The 19,429-nt window shown below is 71.9% G+C and carries 13 protein-coding genes and 1 tRNA gene; 3 read left to right on the forward strand and 11 right to left on the reverse strand.

Annotated elements, in window-relative coordinates; all coding sequences use genetic code 11:
- Both HP445_RS18020 and HP445_RS18025 read right to left on the reverse strand, forming a co-directional pair.
- The gene (locus tag HP445_RS18020; RefSeq protein ID WP_128781146.1) at positions 1-903 is read right to left on the reverse strand and encodes a M48 family metallopeptidase; all 903 of its coding nucleotides are present in this window, start codon (positions 901-903) and stop codon (positions 1-3) included.
- 19 nt (positions 904-922) lie between these two features.
- On the reverse strand, positions 923-1,504 hold the full coding sequence (locus HP445_RS18025) for a LemA family protein (RefSeq protein ID WP_027464499.1): 582 nt from the start codon (positions 1,502-1,504) through the stop codon (positions 923-925).
- 218 nt (positions 1,505-1,722) lie between these two features.
- Between HP445_RS18025 and HP445_RS18030 the strand changes: the two genes are divergently transcribed.
- Positions 1,723-4,104 carry an Ig-like domain-containing protein gene (locus tag HP445_RS18030; protein ID WP_128781145.1) on the forward strand — a complete coding sequence of 794 codons (2,382 nt, stop codon included), beginning with the start codon at positions 1,723-1,725 and terminating at the stop codon, positions 4,102-4,104.
- Between the two features lie 240 nt (positions 4,105-4,344).
- Positions 4,345-6,066: a class I adenylate-forming enzyme family protein gene (locus HP445_RS18035; protein WP_128781144.1), complete on the forward strand. Its 1,722-nt coding sequence runs from the start codon at positions 4,345-4,347 to the stop codon at positions 6,064-6,066.
- Positions 6,067-6,133: 67 nt separating this feature from the next.
- On the opposite strand, the gene HP445_RS18040 is transcribed toward HP445_RS18035, so the two are convergent.
- The 8 genes from HP445_RS18040 to HP445_RS18075 all read right to left on the reverse strand — a co-directional run bounded on the left by HP445_RS18040 (position 6,134) and on the right by HP445_RS18075 (position 14,297).
- On the reverse strand, positions 6,134-7,474 hold the full coding sequence (locus HP445_RS18040; protein ID WP_027464496.1) for a threonine/serine exporter family protein: 1,341 nt from the start codon (positions 7,472-7,474) through the stop codon (positions 6,134-6,136).
- A 53-nt stretch (positions 7,475-7,527) separates the two neighbouring features.
- Positions 7,528-7,601 (reverse strand) — tRNA-Leu (locus tag HP445_RS18045).
- A gap of 71 nt (positions 7,602-7,672) precedes the next feature.
- A complete protein-coding gene (locus tag HP445_RS18050; RefSeq protein WP_017886746.1) occupies positions 7,673-9,148 on the reverse strand; it encodes an NAD(P)/FAD-dependent oxidoreductase in 1,476 nt (491 codons plus the stop codon).
- 40 nt (positions 9,149-9,188) lie between these two features.
- Positions 9,189-9,737: a DUF501 domain-containing protein gene (locus HP445_RS18055; RefSeq protein WP_071406119.1), complete on the reverse strand. Its 549-nt coding sequence runs from the start codon at positions 9,735-9,737 to the stop codon at positions 9,189-9,191.
- 76 nt (positions 9,738-9,813) lie between these two features.
- Positions 9,814-10,347 (reverse strand): FtsB family cell division protein, encoded by a 534-nt coding sequence (locus HP445_RS18060; RefSeq protein ID WP_071406118.1) that lies wholly within the window; start codon positions 10,345-10,347, stop codon positions 9,814-9,816.
- A gap of 341 nt (positions 10,348-10,688) precedes the next feature.
- A complete protein-coding gene (eno, locus tag HP445_RS18065; protein ID WP_027464494.1) occupies positions 10,689-11,972 on the reverse strand; it encodes a phosphopyruvate hydratase in 1,284 nt (427 codons plus the stop codon).
- A gap of 123 nt (positions 11,973-12,095) precedes the next feature.
- Positions 12,096-13,340 (reverse strand): histidine--tRNA ligase, encoded by a 1,245-nt coding sequence (gene hisS, locus HP445_RS18070; RefSeq protein WP_128781143.1) that lies wholly within the window; start codon positions 13,338-13,340, stop codon positions 12,096-12,098.
- A gap of 270 nt (positions 13,341-13,610) precedes the next feature.
- A complete protein-coding gene (locus HP445_RS18075) occupies positions 13,611-14,297 on the reverse strand; it encodes a MazG family protein (RefSeq protein WP_128781142.1) in 687 nt (228 codons plus the stop codon).
- Between the two features lie 90 nt (positions 14,298-14,387).
- Between HP445_RS18075 and nhaA the strand changes: the two genes are divergently transcribed.
- Entirely contained in the window at positions 14,388-15,566 is a 1,179-nt protein-coding gene (gene nhaA, locus HP445_RS18080) for a Na+/H+ antiporter NhaA (RefSeq protein ID WP_128781141.1), read from the forward strand.
- Positions 15,567-15,763: 197 nt separating this feature from the next.
- On the opposite strand, the gene mfd is transcribed toward nhaA, so the two are convergent.
- Positions 15,764-19,372: a transcription-repair coupling factor gene (mfd, locus tag HP445_RS18085; RefSeq protein ID WP_128781140.1), complete on the reverse strand. Its 3,609-nt coding sequence runs from the start codon at positions 19,370-19,372 to the stop codon at positions 15,764-15,766.
- Positions 19,373-19,429: the final 57 nt, after the last annotated feature.

The raw sequence follows: 19,429 nt of genomic DNA on the forward strand, positions 1-19,429 counted from the left end.
TCAGAACCGGTCGGCGTTCGCTCGCAGCCGCGCGATGCGGTCGGGCAGCGGCGGGTGCGTCGAGAACAGTCGGTCCATCACCCCGGGGCGCATCGGATCGGCGATCCACAGGTGCGCCATCGAGGAGTTCTGCGTCTGCATCGGTCGGCCGTACGCGCCGAGCTTCTCGAGGGCCCGGGCCAGGCCCTCCGGGTGCCGGGTCGTCATCGCCCCCGTGGCGTCGGCCAGGTACTCGCGCTGCCGGGACACCGCCGCCTGCACGCCGGCTGCGGCGATCGGGGCCACGACGACGGCGACGATCCCGGCGATGAGCAGCACCGGGTTGGCGCTGCCGCCGTTGTCCGAGTTGCGGTTCCGCCCGCCGGACAGGCCGCTGAAGATCGAGATGCGGAGCAGGACGTCGGCGATGAGGCCGACGGCCACGACGAGTCCGAAGACCATCGTGGACACCCGGATGTCGTAGTTCCGGACGTGTCCGAGCTCGTGGGCCATCACGCCCTGCAGCTCCTGGTCGTCCATGAGTTCGAGCAGCCCCGTCGTCGCCGCCACCACCGCGTGCTCCGGGTCACGCCCGGTCGCGAAGGCGTTCGGCGAGGGATCGGGGATGACGAACACCCGGGGCATCGGCATGCCGGTCGCGATGGCGAGGTTCTCGACGGTGCGCCACAGCCGTGGTTCGGAGGCACGGTCGATCTCGACTCCGCCGGCGATCGCGGTGGCCTGTCGTGCCGCCAGGAAGTACTGCAGCACCGCGTACCCGAGGGCCACCACGAGGACGATGAAGCCGATCGAGACGTTGCCGGCGAGGTACCCGCCGAGGAACCCGAGCGCGCCGATGACCAGCAGGAACACCACGACGATGAGGACGGTGTTGCGCTTGTTCCGCGCGATGGCGCTGTACACGTCGGATCCGACGCTGGGGTCAGAACTGGACGCGCGGCGGCTCGGCGATGGCCGCCGGCTCGTTCGTCTCGAAGAACGGGGCCTCGGAGAAACCGCGGTTCTTCGCGAACGTGGAGTTCGGGAACACCCGGATCTTCGTGTTCAGCTCGCGCACTCCGCCGTTGTAGAAGCGGCGGGCGGCCTGGATCTTGTCCTCGGTGTCGACGAGCTCGGACTGCAGCTGCAGGAAGTTCTGACTCGACTGCAGCTGCGGGTACCCCTCGGCCACCGCGAACACGCTCTTGAGCGCCTTCTGCATGTGCCCCTCGGCGGTGGAGGCCGTGTCGGCGTCACCGGCGGACAGGGTCTCGGCGCGGGCCTTCGTCACGTCGTCGAAGACCGCCTTCTCGTGCGTGGCGTACCCCTTGACCGTGTCGACGATGGTGGGGATGAGGTCGGCGCGGCGCTTCAGCTGCACCGAGATGTCGCTCCAGGCCTCGTCGACCCGGACCTTGAGCGTGACGAGGGAGTTGTACGTCACCCAGAGGTAGATCCCGATGATCACCAGGACGACCACCACCACTCCGACGACGATGAGCGTCGTGACGAGTCCGGTGTCCATGCGGGCGTACTCCTTTGCGCGTCGGGATCCGCGGTGCTGCGTTGGCCTGAACGGCCATCGTGAAGTCTATCGACGCGCTGAGCATGCTCCGTTCCGTGAGCAGTGTTCACGGCCGATTCCCGAGTCACGCACACCGGGTTCCCGGACTGCGGCCCGATCCCGAACCTCATCCGCGAGGTGTATTGACCGGAGGCCGCCGATCCCGTGGGATGGGTCCGGTGAACACGACCGGGGAGAACGTGGAAGAGAGGGCTGTCGGGGGCGACAGCCCTCGTCGTCGTCCCCGCTTCGCCCTGCTCGCAGCTGCGACGACGGTCCTCGTCGCCGCCCTCCTCGGGGCCGCCGCCGCCCCGGCCATCGCGGTCGCCGCGGACGGCACGTCGGTCGACGCTGCCGCTGCGGACGCCCCCGCCGGCCGGGCAGCCGCCACCCCCACCGCCACCCCCGAGCCGAGCGAGATCGCTCCGCCGAGCCCCGGCCGGCCGGGCGCCCCGACGCCCACCCCCACGCGTCCGGCCGTTCGGCCCACCATCGCCGACCCGGGTGACGTCACGACGGGGACGACGCGTTTCCACGGCACCGGCACCCCCGGGCACACCGTCCGCGTGACCGGCCCGGCCGCGACGGGTTCGTCCGGGTGCACGACCCGGGTGGCCCCGAACGGTTCCTGGGCATGCCTGGGCACCGTGCGCTCCGGCCCGCAGCAGGTCTTCACGGTGCGCGACCTCGTCGCCGCACTGCCCGTCGCGAGTGCACCGGCCTCGGACGTCATCGTCCCGCCGACCCTGGCGGCAGCCGGCCCCACCGGCGGCACGGTCTCCGGTACGGGGTACCCCGGATCGACGGTGCTGCTGTCGGTGTCCGGGTCCTCGGCCCAGCAGACCGCCCGGGTCGGTGCGGACGGCCGGTGGGTGGCCGCCCTCGGGTCGCTCGCCGACGGCCGGTTCACCGTCACCGCGTCGCAGACCGCCAGCACGGCGCGCGGCTACCGGTCGGACCTGCGGAGCGCGGCCTCCGCTCCCGTGACGATCACGGTCGACCGCACGGCGCCCGCTGCCCCGCGCATCACGACACCGGACGACGGCCAACGGATCGGCACCCGCTCGACGACGGTGGCCGGGACCGGTGAGCCGGGCGCCCGCGTGACCGTGTACGTCGACCGTGCTCCGGTGTGCGGCGTGGTGGTCGCGTCGGACGCCTCGTGGTCGTGCTCCACCGCGGGGTCGACGCTGCGCGCCGGCGGGCACCAGCTCACCGCGACGCAGCACGACGTCGCCGGCAACTACTCCCGGTCGTCGGCCGCCGTGCGGGTCACGGTGTGGTCCACCACCACGGCTCCGACCGCCACACCGACCCCGGGCCCCACGGACACCCCGGGGACGCCGGGTACGTCGACGCCGGGGTCCGGCGCGACGACGGGCACCCCCGGCGCGACCGGCCACGGCGGAACCGGCGACGGCAACGGCACGAACGCCGCCGGTCACGGGGGCGACGGCGGCAACGGCGGCAATGGCGCTGAGAACGGCGGCGCAGCAGGCACCGGCAACGGCCCCAGCGGCGGCACCGGCAGCACCCCGGCCGGCGTCGGCAGCGCCGGAGGCCACCCCGACTGGTCCGGCCCCGCCGGCGACTGGACCGCGGCGACCACCTACGACCGCACCGTCCCGACCATCCAGGCCGCGTTCTCGTGGAAGACCGTCCTGGTCGCCACCGCCGTCGCCGCCGGGTTCCTCCTGCTGATCGCCGCGCCGCTCGCCCTCGTGGCCGCGGTCACCCGGGGCCGCCTCCGCTCGCCGTTCGCCGCGCTGCTCGGCCGCAACCGCTCGCGGTCGGACCGCGCCCGCGGCGACGACGTCCTGCCGACCTGGGCGTCGATCGCCATCGCGGTGTCGGTCGCGGCGCTGTGCACCCTGCTCGGGGTCGGCGTCGAGCTCGAGGCCCGCTACGCCCGCCTGGCGATCGCCGTCCTCGCCGGGACCGGGGTCCTGACCGCCGCCGTCGTGTTCGCCACGCGGTGGGCAGCCGGCAGCGACCATCGAACCGTCGAGTTCCGGGTGTCGCCGTGGCTCGTGCTCGCAGCCCTCGTGGCGTGCGGCGTCACCCGCGCGGCGGACCTGTCCCCCGCACTCATCGTCGGGGTCGTCCTCGTGCCGTCCGTCCGCCCCGATCTGGGGACCGGCCCGCTCCGCCTGGGCACCGGGATCGCCGCGAGCGCCCGGGGTGCGACCTGGCGGGTGCTGGCGCTGCTCGGACTCGCCGCGGCCGGCTGGGTGCTGCACAGCCTGCTCGCGGGCGGTGGCTTCTGGGTGTCGCTCGGGTCGGAGTTCGCCATCACGCTGTGCGTCGGCGGCCTCGGTGCCGTCGTCGCGACCCTGCTGCCCGTCGCGGGGTCCGCCGGCAGTGCACTGCTCGCCGCCTCCCGTGGCCGGTACGTCGCGCTCGCGGTGGTCGCCGTCGCGCTGACCACCGCGGTCTACTCGGGGACGACCGGCACGCACGCCGCACCCGCCCTGCTCGTCGGCATCGCCGCGGCCTGCGTGGCTGCCGCGATCGCGGCCCTGGTCTGGCTGCGCACCGACCGGCGCGCGGCCCGCGTCTGACCCGAGCCGGGCCTCCAGAGCGGCGCACCGCACCACCGGTCGGACAGAAGACGCACATCCGGGCCGGTTCGCGGACAGCGGGCTAGTGTGACGAACGGTGCTGGTCGCACCGCACGGAGGACGTTCGCCGTCCCGCACGGACGACCGACGCCGCACCGGACCAGCGGTGCAGCAGTGCCGCGCGACCGGTGCCCGCGCAGCACCGACGGTGTGCACCGCACGACCGCGGCAGGAGCGATGATGACCGACACCCGACTCGACCCGGAACCCCACACCGACACCCGACCCGACCCGGAACCCCGCACCGACACCCGGTCCGACTACGACCCGACGCGCTTCCGCGAGGTGTTCGAGGGCAGCTTCACCTACGCGAACGGCTTCGCCCGCAACACCCACCGCTTCGCCGGCCGACCCGCGCTCCGCGAGCCGGAGACGGACCGCTCGTGGACCTACGCCGAGCTCGGCGACGCCGTCGACCGGATCGCCGGGTGGCTCGTCCGGCACGGTGGCGGACGGGGTTCCGTCGTGATGGTCGAGCTGTTCAACTCACCCGAGTTCGCGATGCTCTACCTGGCCTGTCACCGCATCGGCGCGGTGTTCTCGCCGACGAACTTCCGGCTCGCCCCGGACGAGGTCGCGTTCATCATCGAGGACTCCGCACCCGCCGTCCTGGTGCACGACACCGAGCGGACGAGTGCGATCGCCGCTGCGATCGAGTCCTCGCCGCACCGGCCGGACCAGGTCGTCCCGGTGGGCGGCGACCACGACCGGTTCGCCGAGCTCCTCGCGTCCGAGCCCGTCTCCCCCGAGGAACTCGCGGCGATCGGCCCGCGCAGCACCTACGACGAGTCCACCCGGCTCTACACCTCGGGCACCACCGGTCGGCCGAAGCCGGTCCCGCTGCCGAGCCTGGTCGAGGTGCTCAGCGCGCACGACGTGGTCATGCACTTCCCGCTCAGTCCGTTCGACAAGACGCTCAACATGTCGCCGCTGTCCCACCGTGGCGGCCTGTACTCGGGTGGCCCGAACCCGGTGTTCTACGTCGGCGCGGAACTCACGACGCTGCGCCACTTCGACGCCGACCGGGTGCTCGACCTGGTCGAGTCCGAGCGCCTGACGTTCCTGATCGGGGCCCCGCCGAACCTGGTGCAGCTCGCCGACGCGCAGGAACGCCGGGCGCGGGACCTGTCGAGCCTCAACGGCATCGTCACGATGGGCGCACCGCTCGACCGCGCCGCGGCACTGCGGTACCAGGAGCTGCTGTCGCCCCGGATCTTCAACGGGTACGGCACCACCGAGACCTTCTGGAACACGTTCCTGCGCCCCGAGGACTTCCCGGACGGCGCCGGCTCCACCGGTCGCGCATCGACCGACGACGACGTCGCCGTCGTCCGCGTGCACGAGGACCGTCTGGCCGACCCGACCGACACGGTGGCGAAGGACGGCACCGAGATCGGCGAGGTCGCCGTCCGCACCGTGAAGTCCGGCTACTCGTACCGGAACCCCGGGCTCGAGGCCGAGAAGTTCGCGAACGGCTGGTTCTACCCCGGCGACCTCGCCACGTGGGACGAGCACGAGCGGGTGACGATCGTGGGCCGCAAGGACGACATGGTCATCTCCGGCGGCGAGAACGTGCACCCCGTCCAGGTCGAGGCCGTGCTGCAGGAGCACCCCGGGGTCGCCGACTCCATCGTGGTGGGCGTGCCGGACCCGCGATGGGGCGAGGTCGTCACCGCGTACGTCGTCCGTGCCGGCGACCGGCTGCCAGCCGACGACGCCGAGGCAGCGGCCGCGCTCGAGGAGTGGTCGGGCTCCCACCCGGGCCTCGCCCGCTACAAGCGCCCGCGGCGGTACCGCTTCGTCACGGACGTCCCGTACAACGCCACCGGCAAGAAGGTGCACTACCTGGCGAAGGACACGGCCGCGGCGGACCAGGCAGCCGGCCGGCTGATCGAGCCGTAGCGGACCCGGTACCCGGCCGGTGACGGCCTGGAGGCCCGTGGCGGCGCCGCCACGGGCCTCCAGGCCGTCAGCTGGTCGCGTCCACCGCGCGCCGGGGCGCGTTGCGGGCGAAGAGGCCGGGCAGGAGCCCGCCGATCTTCGTCCCGATGCACAGGCTGACGAAGGTCGCGAGCGGGGTCGCGAGCGCCTCGGGATCGAAGGTGGCCACCGCCACGAGCCCGACCGTCCCCGGCACGAGCAGCAGGAACGCCGGGAAGAAGGACACCGTCGCCGGGATCGCCGGCACGAGCCGCTCGAGCAGGCGCGTCGCGACGAACAGCAGCGCCGCCGCGGCCCCGGTCGCGACGACGCTGCCCCAGAGCGGCGTCGTCGTGCTCACCACGGCGTAGGCGGTGACCATGACCGCCACCGACACGAGCGTCAGGCGCCACCCGGACCGGAACACCAGACCGAGCCCGACCGCGAGCACCACGACGGCGACCCACGACACCCAGTACGCGGGCACGGACTCCCAGCCGGCCAGGTCGGTGCCGACCCCCGCGACCTCGCCGACGAGCGCGGCCGACGACGGGTCGACGTGCAACCCGGTCAGGGCGCTGCCGGACGCGATGCCGGCGGCCATGAAGCCGAGCATGATGAGCCCCTGCACCAGCCGCGACGACCCGGTGACGATGTCCGCGGCGGTGAGTTCGAGCAACGCGTTGGTGATGAGCGCGCCGGGGACGAACACCGCCACCGGGGCGCAGACCGCGAAGAGCGGGACCTGCTCGAACCCGGTGCCCGCGGCGACGAGGCCGACGATCGCCGTCGACACGAACGCGGCCAGGAACGGGATGATCGCCACGGCTTCGCGGAAGCGCCGGAGGACCAGTCCGATCACGCCGACCAGGCCGCCGACGACGAGCGCCAGGACGATCGCCCACCAGGGGCAGCGGAAGACGACGGCCAGGCCGGCCGAGGTCAGGGCGTTGCCGAGGATCCACGGCAGCGCGGGCGGCGGGACCGTGCCGGCGCGGATGGCCCGGACGCGGGCGGGGATCTCGGCGAGGGCGATGGAGCCGCTCTCGAGCCCGAGCACGACCCGGTTGGCGCGGGCGGCCTGGCGGGAGGACAGTTCGACGCCCTCGGCGTTGACGATGGTGGCGGCGCCCGTCGAGACCTCGCTCACCATCACCAGGGCGGGCAGGACGCCGATCGCGAGCGTCGGTCCGACCCCGGCGGCGTCCCGGGCCTTCTCGAGCGCCGACCGGACGTCGGTGACGGAGCTGCCGGCGTCCAGGAGCAGGGCTCCGAGGGTGCCGAGGAGCATGCCGACCGGGACGCTCTCGCCGTCGACGACCTCGACGTGGGCCTCCGGTCGGCGGAGGGCGTTCTGCAGGTTGGCGAGTGCGCTTCCGAGTCCGACCACGATCGTCGATGCTACTGGGCATGCGGGGTGCGCGGGTCGCGTGCGGTGTTCGGTACCCCCGGTGGGACTCGAACCCACAACTCAGCGATTTTAAGTCGCGTGCCTCTACCGATTGGGCCACGGGGGCGGGCCGCAACAGCCTACCGATGCACGAAGGCGGCCACCCTTCGCAGGTGACCGCCTTCGTGACGAGTGGTGCTACTTGGCGTCGGCCGGGGCCGTCACCGGCTCGGGGGCGTTGGAGACGTCCTTCGCGGGTTCGCCGTAGACGGGGCCAGCGGCACCGGCGACCTTGCCCTCTTCCGGAGCCGGGGCTGCGGCGGGCGCGGCCGGGGCCTCGGCAGCGGGCTTCGGACGGGACGCGAAGGCCTCGAACGCGGCACGCGGGGTCTCGCGGTCGTCGAGCGACACGATGTCGCGGCCCAGGAAGAAGCCACCGACCCAGTCGCCGATGACGCGCCACTTGCGCTCCCACGACGGCATGGCCAGGCCGTGGTAACCGCGGTGGGCGCCCCAGGCCAGGAAGCCCTTCATGGCGAACTTGCCGGACTGGAACACACCGGTGCCCAGGCCGAGACCCGCGACGGCGCCGAGGTTCTCGTGCTTGTAGTCGGTCGTCGCCTCGCCACGGATGGTCGCGACGACGTTCTTCGCGAGCTGCTTGGCCTGGCGCACGGCGTGCTGGGCGTTCGGCACGCAGAACCCGCCGACACCGCCACCGGTCAGGTCCGGCACGGCTGCGACGTCGCCGCAGGCCCATGCGTCGGCGATCACGCCGTTGTCGTCGACCACGCGCAGGTCGGGCTGCACGCGGATGCGGCCACGCTGCTCGAGCGGGAAGTCGGTGCCCTTGACCATCGGGTTCGCCATGACACCGGCGGTCCAGATGATGAGGTCGGACGGGATGGTCTCGATCGCGCCGTCGCTCGTCTTCAGCTCGCAGACGCCACCGACGGCCGAGGCCAGCTGGGTCTCGAGGTGCACGGTCGCGCCACGCTCGGCGAGGTTCTTGAGCACCCAGTGCGAGGTCTCGAGGGAGACCTCGGGCATGATGCGGCCCATCGCCTCGACCAGGTGGAAGTGCGTGTCGTCGAAGGACAGCTGCGGGTGGCTCTTCAGCAGGTCGGTGACGAAGGAGCGGAGCTCGGCGAACACCTCGATGCCGGCGAAGCCACCACCGACGACGACGACGGTGAGCAGGCGGTCGCGCTCGGGACCGGCCGGCAGGTTCGCCGCCTTGTGGAAGTTGCTGAGGATGCGGTCACGGATCGACGCGGCTTCCTCGATCGTCTTCAGGCCGATGGCCTCGTCGGCGACGCCCGGGATCGGGAACGTGCGGGACACCGCGCCGGCGGTCATGACGATCTGGTCGTAGGACTCCTCCCACGCCTCGCCCTCGGTGGGGGTGATCGTCGCCGTCTTGGTGGCGTGGTCGACCTTGGTGACCTTCGCCGTGACGACGCGGGTCTTCTTGAGGTGACGACGGTGCGCGACGACCGCGTGACGCGGCTCGATGGAACCGGCGGCGACCTCGGGCAGGAACGGCTGGTACGTCATGTACGGCAGCGGGTCCACCATGACGACCTCGGCTTCGCCCTGGCGAAGGTGCTTCTCGAGCTTCCATGCGGTGTAGAAACCGGCGTAACCGCCGCCGACGACGAGGATCTTGGGCACGGGGGATGATCTCCTTGGATGGGGGTGTGCGGGAGTCGGGTCAGACTTCGCCGCCACCCGCCCCGACTCCAGCGTCTGCACCGTCATCATACGCCCGGCACTCACACCGGGAGGGCGACCAGTCCGCGCGCTCGAGCGCGAGGTCGCCGATGGGGTTGACGCCGGGTCCGGCGGCGAGGGCGTGGCCGACGAGGGCGTGCAGGCACTTCACGCGGGTGGGCATGCCACCGGCGCTGATGCCGTCGATCTCGTCGACGTGTTCGATCGACTCGCGATCGGCCAGGTAGGACTCGTGGGCCGCGCGGTACTGCGCGGCGACTTCGGGGTCCTCGAGCAGGGCTGCCAGCTCGGGCATCACCTGGTTGGCCTCGAGGGTGCTGACCGCAGCGGTGGCCGCGGGGTGGCACAGGTAGTAGAACGTCGGGAACGGGGTGCCGTTCGACAGCCGGGGCTTCGTGGAGACGACGGTGGGGTTGCCACAGACGCAGCGTGCCGCGATCCCGATGACGTCACGTGCCGGTCGGCCGAGCTGCGCCGACACGACCTGGACGTCGCGGTCGGAGGGCGGGTCGAAGGGAGGGGTCGTCACGGGAACGTGAGCCTACCGGAGAAGCGGAACCCCTCGCACCGTCGGGCCGGACGGCTCCGCGCCCTGCGGTCCGGGACTACTTGCTGTCGCCCGTGCCGGAGACGTCGGGGGCGACGAGGTCGGCGGCACGCTCGTCGGTGAGCCCGGACTGCAGCACCGACGAGAGCATCGCCTGCACCCAGTCGACCTTGGGCGTCTGCACCTTCGCGCTCACGGGCGTGCCCGAGTCGGTGGTGGGGGTCTTCTCGGTCCGCTTGTCCTCGGTGCCCATCACGAGGTAGCTCTCCTCGCCCGGGTACACGTAGAGCAGCCGGTCACGGGCCTGCGCCTCGATGTACGCCGGGTCGTCCCAGCGTGCGACGTCCTTCTTCTTCTGCGTGACGTCGGCCTTCTGGCTCGCGACCTCCTGCTGCTGCTGGGCGATCTGCTCCTGCTGCTGGATGAGCGTCCGGAGCGACGGCGCGAGCACCACCACGAAGAGCACGATGATCGCGAGCATGAGCAGGCTGAACCCGGAGAAGTGGATCGAGCGGTACCAGGGCTGCGCGGGTGTGCTGCCGTCGGGCATCGCCACGGGGACGCGGCGGACGCGGGGCTTCTGGCTGGGCACGGTCCGACGATAACCCGGCACGGCCGGTCGGGCCGCCCGGCACGCGGCTGTTCGGCGCCCTCCCAGCGTCTCGCGTCGTCCGGTCCAGGCAGCCGGGAGGCACGGCTCCGGCCCGCCCGTCCGTCCCGCACCCGGAGTGGTCACCACACACCGCCAGACGCACGTCCGGTGGTCACGTCCTGTCGGCCGGGCCCGGGCCAGCCGACGACTCCCGACCACTCGACGCAGCGCGCGCGGCACGTCCTGACCGCTCGGCACCTCGAGGCCGCACACACGACGAGACGCCGCCCTCCTGGAGGAGGACAGCGTCTCGGTGGTGCGGGTACTGCTGGCCGGGCTGGTTACAGCGACGCGGCGCGCGGGAAGGCCGAGCGACCGGCGTACACCGCGGCGTCGCCGAGCTCTTCCTCGATGCGGAGCAGCTGGTTGTACTTCGCGACGCGGTCCGAGCGGGCCGGGGCGCCGGTCTTGATCTGACCACCGTCGACCGCGACCGCGATGTCCGCGATCGTGGTGTCCTCGGTCTCGCCGGAGCGGTGCGACAGGATCGAGGTCAGGCCGTGACGGTGCGCGAGCGAGACCGCGTCGAGCGTCTCGGTGAGCGTGCCGATCTGGTTGACCTTGACGAGGATCGAGTTCGCGGCCTTCTCGTCGATGCCCCGCTGCAGACGCTTCGGGTTGGTGACGAACAGGTCGTCGCCGACGATCTGGACCTTGTCGCCGAGCTCGGCGGTCAGGTGCGACCAGCCTTCCCAGTCGTCCTCGGCCAGCGGGTCCTCGATGGTGACGAGGGGGTAGTTCGCGACGAGCTCGGCGAAGTAGGAGGTGAACTCCTGGCTCGAGAGCTGCTTGCCCTCGAACTGGTACTTGCCGTCCGAGAAGAACTCGGTGGACGCGACGTCGAGGCCGACGGCGATGTCCTTGCCGGGCGTGTAGCCGGCCTTCTCGATCGCGGTGAGCAGGAAGTCGAGCGCGGCGCGGTTCGACGCGAGCTCCGGCGCGAAGCCGCCCTCGTCGCCGAGGCCGGTGGCCAGGCCCTGCTTCTTCAGCTCGCCCTTGAGGGCGTGGTAGGTCTCGACGCCCCAGCGGAGCGCCTCGGAGAAGGACTCGGCGCCGTAGGGCACCAGGAAGAACTCCTGGATGTCGACGTTGGTGTCCGCGTGGGCACCACCGTTGACGACGTTCATCAGCGGGACGGGCAGCGTGTGCGCGTTCGGGCCGCCGAGGTAGCGGAAGAGCGGCAGGTCGACCGAGTCGGCTGCGGCACGGGCCACGGCGAGCGAGGCACCGAGGATCGCGTTCGCGCCGAGGCGGGACTTGTTCTCGGTGCCGTCGAGCTCGATGAGCGCGGCGTCGACGAGGCGCTGGTCGGTGGCGTCGAAGCCCTCGAGCGCCGGGCCGATCTCGTCGAGGACGGCGTCGACGGCCTTGAGCACGCCCTTGCCGCCGTAGCGCGAGGCGTCGCCGTCGCGCAGCTCGTACGCCTCGAACGCGCCGGTGGATGCACCGGACGGGACGAGCGCGCGGGACACGACGCCGTCGTCGAGGAGGACCTCGACCTCGACCGTCGGGTTGCCTCGGGAATCGAGGACTTCGCGTGCGCCTACGGCATCGATCAGGGCCACGGGGTACTCCCTACACATTGGTTGTGGTGATTGCGGTGTCGATCCTAGCGAGCGGAGGTGAACACGACGTCGGCCGTGACGCCCCGCTGTGGACGAGTCCGTGCTGGAACGAGGACTGGGTGCTCAGTCGAGCGGGCGGAACTCGACGCCCTCGAGCGACGCGGTGTCCGCCGAGACGGTCGCGAACGCCGTGAAGCCCTGGGCGGCGAGGCCGGCGAGCAGGTTCTTGGTGTTCTTCGTGCGGCGCTCGAGCCGGACGCGCCGGTGGGACGCCAGGGCCTCGGTCTTCAGCGCGGCGAGCCGGACCGGGTCGACGTCCTTGTCGTACACGAGCACGACGGCGTCGGCCTCGGCGGACTCCGGGAGGGTCACGAGGTCGACGAGCCGCTCGAACCCGAGCGAGAACCCGACCGCGGGGACGTCCTGCCCGAGGAACCGACCGATCATCCCGTCGTACCGGCCGCCGCCACCGAGGCTGTAGCCGAAGTCGGGGTGCGCGACCTCGAAGATCGTGCCCGTGTAGTAGCCCATGCCGCGCACGAGCGTCGGGTCGAAGCGCAGGTCCACCCCGGGCAACGCCTCGCGCAGGCGGAGCAGGTCGGCGAAGGCCTCGGCGTCGAGCCACGGCGCCCCCTCGACCGACGTCCAGTCGGCGGCCTCGAGCGCACGGATGGTGTCCTCGAGCCCGGGCAGGCCGGCGCCCACGGAGCTGCGGAGTTCCGCCGCGACGCCGTCCGCGCCGATCTTGTCGAGCTTGTCGATCGTGATGAGCGCGCGGTCCGCGGCGGCCGGCTCGGTGATCCCCCACGACGCGAGGAGCGCCAGCAGGATCCGGCGGTCGTTGATCCGGATCGTCGTGCCGCGGACCCCGAGGGCGTCGAGGGCCGCGGTCGTCGCGCGGATGAGCTCGATCTCGGCGAGCTGCCCGGGCTCCCCCAGGATGTCGATGTCGCACTGCACGAACTGGCGGTAGCGGCCCTTCTGCGGGCGCTCGGCACGCCACACCGGCGCGATCTGCACGGACCGGAACACCGACGGCAGCTCCGCACGGTGCGAGGCGTAGAACCGGGCCAACGGGACCGTCAGGTCGAACCGGAGACCGAGGTCGGCGAGGTCCAGCGGCGCTTCGGCCGCCTGCAGGTCCTCGGTCGTCAGCCCGCGCTTCATCACCGCGAACGCCAGCTTCTCGTTGTCGCCGCCGAGCCCGGAGTGCAGCCGCGCAGCGTCCTCCACCACCGGGGTCTCGATCTCGTCGAAACCGTGCCGCGAGTAGACGTCCCGCACGACACCGAGCACGTGCTCGCGCCGGGCCTTGTCCGCCGGGAGGAAGTCACGCATGCCACGGGGTGCCGTCACGGTCGTTGCCATGCGGTCAATTCTGGCAGACGGGCGTCTCCGGCTTGCGCGCGTGCCGACCCACTGGCATACTGCATGCAGAACCTCGGTCCGGATCGTGCCTGATCCACGCTCCGGACCGATTCGCGGGGCGACGTGCTGCAGTGCGTCCCGCGGTTCGAGCGGGCTTCCCTGTCGGCCCCTCTCCCTGGTGGAGCCGACGCCCGCTCACGGGCGCCCTCTCTTTTTCGGGTTGGGAGGGCGCCCGTTCTCCCCTGCCCGGAGCGACCTCCCGACCGGGGATCACTCCACAGCCCGACCGGCCTCCTCGAGCGCCGACACCGCGGCCCGCAGACTCGCGACCGGGTCCACCCCGCGTCCCGCCGCAGCCGCGACCTCCCCGAGCACCGCTCGCCCCCACTCGGCGTCGACCGTGCCGACCCCGTCGTCCGCGGCGGACGCACCACGGGCCTCCAGGCCGACGCCGGAACCAGCCCCGACGACGGACGCGACGACCGCGTCGGCGTCCCCACGTTCCTCCAGGCGTTCCAGCAGCTTCACCGCGCGCTCCAGCGGCGGCATCGCCCGCGGCACCCCGTCGAACGCACTCCGCCGGCTCGCCTTCTCGGCAGCCTTGGCCGCACGCCAGACCCGCACGACGTCCTCGACGGTGTCCGCCGTCTCGTCGCCGAACACGTGCGGGTGCCGCCGGGTCATCTTGTCCCGCACCCCGGCGGCGACGTCCTCGAGGGTGAAGTTCCCCGCCCGGGCGGCGATCCCCGCGTGCAGGACCACCTGGTAGAGCAGGTCGCCGAGTTCCTCGCGGACGTCGTCCGGGTCGCCGTCGTCGATGGCGTCGACGAGTTCGTACGACTCCTCGACGGCGTAGCGGGCGAGCGAGGCGTGGGTCTGCGCCCGGTTCCAGACGCACCCGCCGTCCTCGGCGAGCAGGCGGTCGACGACGGTCACGAGGTCCGGTACGGCGGTCATCAGGTCATCGTGCCACCCGCGTAGACTGGCCGTGGTGTGTCGGGAAGTCTGGTCGACGGACACTCACCCGACCCCTCGAGACGGAGATCCATGTCGTCCCTCGTCCGCTCCCCCCGCTTCAGCGCCATCGCGCTCCTCACCGCCGCCGTGCTCGGCCTGGTCGTGGCGAACTCCCCGATCGGCCCCGGCCTCGAACGGCTGCTCGACGCGCACCTGCCGCTCGGTGCCCTCGGCCTCGACCTGTCGATCGCGCACTGGATCAGCGACGGTCTGCTCGCGGTCTTCTTCCTGCTCGTCGCGATCGAGCTCAAGCAGGAACTCGTCGACGGCGAGCTGTCGAACCCCAAGACCGCGATCATCCCCGCCATCGCGGCGGTCGGCGGCGTGCTCGTCCCGGCCGGCATCTTCCTGCTCGTCACCGCGGGCACGCAGTACACGCACGGGTGGCCGATCCCGACGGCGACGGACATCGCGTTCGCGCTCGGGGTGCTCGCCATGTTCGGTCGCGGGCTGCCGAGCGGCATCCGGGTGTTCCTGCTCGCGCTGGCCGTGCTCGACGACCTCATCGCGATCATCATCATCGCCGTGGTGTTCGCCCACGACACCGACTTCCTGGCCCTCGCCGCTGCCGTCGTCACGCTCGCGGTGTTCTGGCTGCTCGGCCGGATGCTCCGTCCGGGGCGCAGCGGGCAGACGCTCGTCATCGTGGCGATGGTCGTCGTCGGGCTCCTGACCTGGTGGCTCGTCTACCACTCCGGTGTGCACGCCACCATCGCCGGCGTCGCGCTCGGGCTCGTGCTGCCCCGCCGCCCGGGCCACACCCTGCACGAGAACGTCGAGCCGTGGTCGAACGCCATCGTGCTGCCGGTGTTCGCGTTCGCGTCGGCCGCCGTCATCATCCCCTCGGTCGGCATCAGCGAGCTCTCCCCCACGTTCTGGGCGGTCGTCCTCGCACTGCCGGTCGGCAAGGTGATCGGCATCACGCTGTTCGGCACGATCGCCACGCGGGTCTTCCGTTCGCCCGGCCGCTCGTCGCTGTCGTTCTTCTCGATCATCACCGTCGGTGTGCTCGGCGGCATCGGGTTCACGGTGTCGCTGCTCATGAACGAGCTGGCGTTCGCCCGCAACGAGGAGATCCTCGACGAGGGCGTCCTCGCCGTGCTCGTCGGCTCGGGCGTCGCCATCGTCGCGTCGGCGGTCGTCGTCACCCTGCGGGCGCGGGCGTACCGCGCGCGCCGCGAGCTGTCCGAGGCCGAGGACACCGAGTAGCGGGTCGCGGGCGGCGGGCGGCGGCGCAGCCGACGCGGAACGACAGAGTCGACGTCGGACGACGTCGACTCTGTCGTTCCGCATCAGCGGACGCGTGGATCGTCGCGGACGGCGCACGCGCCGTGGACGTGGCCGATGGACGGCCTGGAGGCACGGTGCGGGCCCGCACCGTGCCTCCAGGCCGTCTCCGCTCGCGTCTACGCGGCCGGCGCCTCGGCGGGGGTCGTCGCGCCGTACACGGCGGTGAGGATGCTCTCCACCCACTGGATGAGGGCGTCGTCCGGCAGCGCCTGGTCGTGCGGACGCGGCATGGGGATGCTCGTCGCGTTCTGCTGCGGGAACCAGCGCGCACCCGGGAACATGCGCTTCAGGCGCACCTGCGACGAGTCGGCGAGCTCCTTGCCGGCGACCCGCAGGTTCGAGCCCATCACCACGACGTCGGACAGGCCGACCTGCTGCGCCATGCGACGGAGGCGGGAGACCTCGACCAGGGTCTGCACGGCCTGCGGCGGCTGCCCGTAGCGGTCGGTGAGCTCGTCGAGCACCATGTCGATCGCGTTCGGCTGCGCCGTCGGGGCCGACGCCGCCGACAGCTTCTGGTACGCCTCGAGCCGGAGTCGCTCGGACTCGACGTAGTCCTCGGGGATGTGCGCGTCGACGGGGATCTCGAGCCGGAGCTCGGTCTGCCCCTCGGCGACGTCGCCACGGAACTGCGACACCGCCTCGCCGATCATCCGCAGGTACAGGTCGAAGCCGACGCCCGCGATGTGGCCGGACTGCTCCCCGCCGAGCAGGTTGCCGGCCCCGCGGATCTCGAGGTCCTTCATGGCGACCTGCATGCCCGCGCCGAGCTCGTTGTTCGCGGCGATGGTCTCGAGGCGGTCCTGTGCGGTCTCGGACAACGGCTTGTCGGAGTCGTACAGGAAGTACGCGTACCCGCGCTCCCGCCCACGGCCGACACGTCCGCGCAGCTGGTGCAGCTGCGACAGGCCGTACTTGTCTGCCTTGTCGATGATGAGCGTGTTCGCGTTGGCGATGTCCAGGCCCGTCTCGATGATCGTCGTCGAGACGAGGACGTCGAAGCGGCGCTCCCAGAAGTCGACCATGACCTGCTCGAGGGTGGTCTCGGACATCTGCCCGTGCGCCACGGCGATGCGGGCGTCCGGCACGATCTCGGCCAGGTGCGCTGCGACCGACTGGATGTCCTTCACGCGGTTGTGCACGTAGAACACCTGACCCTCGCGCAGCAGCTCGCGACGGATCGCCGCCGCCACCTGCAGGTCGGACTGCGGTCCGACGAAGGTCAGGATCGGGTGGCGGTCCTCGGGCGGGGTCGCCAGGGTCGACATCTCACGGATGCCCGTGACCGCCATCTCGAGCGAGCGCGGGATCGGGGTCGCCGACATCGCCAGGACGTCGACGTTCGTCTTGAACTTCTTGAGCTGGTCCTTGTGCTCGACCCCGAACCGCTGTTCCTCGTCGATGATGACGAGCCCGACGTCCTTGAAGGTGATGCCCTGCGACAGGATCCGGTGGGTCGCGATGACGATGTCGACTGTGCCGTCGGCGAGCCCGGCGATGGTCTCCTTCGACTCCTTCTCGGTCTGGAAGCGGCTCAGGGCGCGCAGGTGGACAGGGAACCCGGCGAAGCGCTCCTGGAACGTCTCCATGTGCTGGCGGACGAGCAGGGTCGTCGGGACGAGCATGACGACCTGCTTGCCGTCCTGCACGGCCTTGAACGCCGCCCGGATCGCGACCTCGGTCTTGCCGTAGCCGACGTCGCCGGACAGCAGGCGGTCCATCGGGATCGGGCGTTCCATGTCGCGCTTGATCTCGTCGATCGTGGTGAGCTGGTCGGCGGTCTCGGCGAACGGGAACGCCTCTTCCAGCTCGCGCTGCCACGGGGTGTCCGGACCGAACGCGTGCCCCTTCGACGCCATGCGCGCCGAGTAGAGCTTGACCAGGTCGACGGCGATGTCGCGGACGGCCTTGCGGGCCTTCGACTTGGCGGCGGACCAGTCCGAGCCGCCCATCTTCGACAGGGTCGGGGACTCGCCACCGACGTACCGCGACAGCTGGTCGAGCTGGTCGGTCGGCACGAAGAGCTTGTCGCCCGGGTAGTTGCGCTTCGACGGCGCGTACTCGAGCACGAGGTACTCGCGCTGCGTCTTCACGGCGTTGCGGCCGCCGCTGGAGACCTCGCGGCTGACGAGCTCGACGAACTTGCCGATGCCGTGGGTCGCGTGCACGACGACGTCGCCCGGCTTGAGCTGCAGCGGGTCGACGACGTTCTTGCGGCGGCTCGCGAGCTTCTTGACGGTGCGGGCACCCTGCTGGACGCTGCGGCCGTAGAACTCCGCCTCGCTCAGGACCGCGATGCGGGGGTCGGGGATCGCGAAGCCGTGCTCGACGGTCGCGGTCGTCACGACGGCGAACCCCGGCTCGGGCGGCGCGTCGACCGCTGCGGCACGGGCGGCGACCCCGGCGTCGGCGAGCACCTGCACCGCACGCTCGACGAGGCCCTGGCCCTGCGCGGTCACCACGACGGCCCACCCGTCGTCGGTCAGCGACTTGACGTGCGCGATCGCCCCGTCGGCGCTGCCGGCGAAGCTCGGGACGGCCTCGGCCCGGACGCGGATGTACTCGCCGGCCTCGGCAGCGGCCTCGGCGTCGGTGAGGACGCGCTCGGTGTCCCCTTCGTCGAGGCCGGAGTCGAACGGCGACACCGTCCACCAGGTGCGCTGCCCGCGGGTGTTCTTGAGCTGCTGCACGGTCAGGAAGTTGCCCGCGTCGAGGTCGATCGGGGCCTGGGCACCGGCGACCGCTGCACTCCAGGCCGCCTGCAGGAACTCGGTGTTCGTCTCGGCGAGGCTGTTCGCCCGGCCGTTCACCCGCTCGGGCGAGAACACCGCGATGGTGGCGTCGTCCGGCAGGTAGGAGGTCATCGGCACGAGGTCCTGCACGAGCGCCGGAGCGAGGGACTCCATGCCCTCGACCGGGATGCCCTCGGCGATCTTCGCGAGCATCTGCGACAGGTTCGGGAACTCGTGCAGCATCTCGCGCGCCCGCTGCCGGACGTCGTCGCTGAGCAGGAGTTCGCGCGAGGCGGTCAGCTCGACCGAGCCGAGGTCGTCCTCGGTCGTGCGCTGGTCGGCGACGGAGAACGCCTTGATCGCCTCGATCTCGTCGCCGAAGAAGTCGACGCGTGCCGGGTGGTCGGCCGTCGGCGGGAAGACGTCGAGGATGCCACCGCGCACCGCGAACTCACCACGGCGTGTGACGAGGTCGACACGCGAGTAGGCGAGGTCCACCAGCTGGGACGCGATCGCCGCCAGGTCGTTGCCCCGCGAGTCGGTCCGCAGCACCACCGGCGCCAGGGACGTCAGGTTGCTCGCGATCGGCTGCAGCGCGGCGCGGACGCTCGCGACGACGATGGTCTGGCGGCGCTCGGCCGGGTCCGCCGCCTGCCACGCCGCGAGCTTCCGGAGCGTCGCGATGCGGGTACCGACCGTCTGGGCACTCGGGCTGAGGCGTTCGTGCGGCAGGGTCTCCCACGCCGGGAACTCGAGCACGTCGGCGTCGGGGACGTAGCTGCCGAACGCTTCGCGGACCGCCTCGGCTTCACGCCCGGTCGCCGTGATGACGAGGACGCACTGCGGACCGTTGCGCTCGGCGAGCAGCGCGCCGAGCAGCGGCACGCGCAGGCCATCCACGACGGAGAAGTCGGCGTCGCGCGGTGCGGCGCGCAGCACGCGATCGAAGGCGGAGGCGCGCGAGAGCGCAGGGATGATGCCCGAGATCGTCACTCAGGAGATGGTACCGGCCGCCACCGACACCGGCCGCGACGTGCGCGACGGGCGAAC

Origin of the sequence: Curtobacterium flaccumfaciens (assembly GCF_013359815.1) — a bacterium.
Taxonomy (GTDB): domain Bacteria; phylum Actinomycetota; class Actinomycetes; order Actinomycetales; family Microbacteriaceae; genus Curtobacterium; species Curtobacterium flaccumfaciens.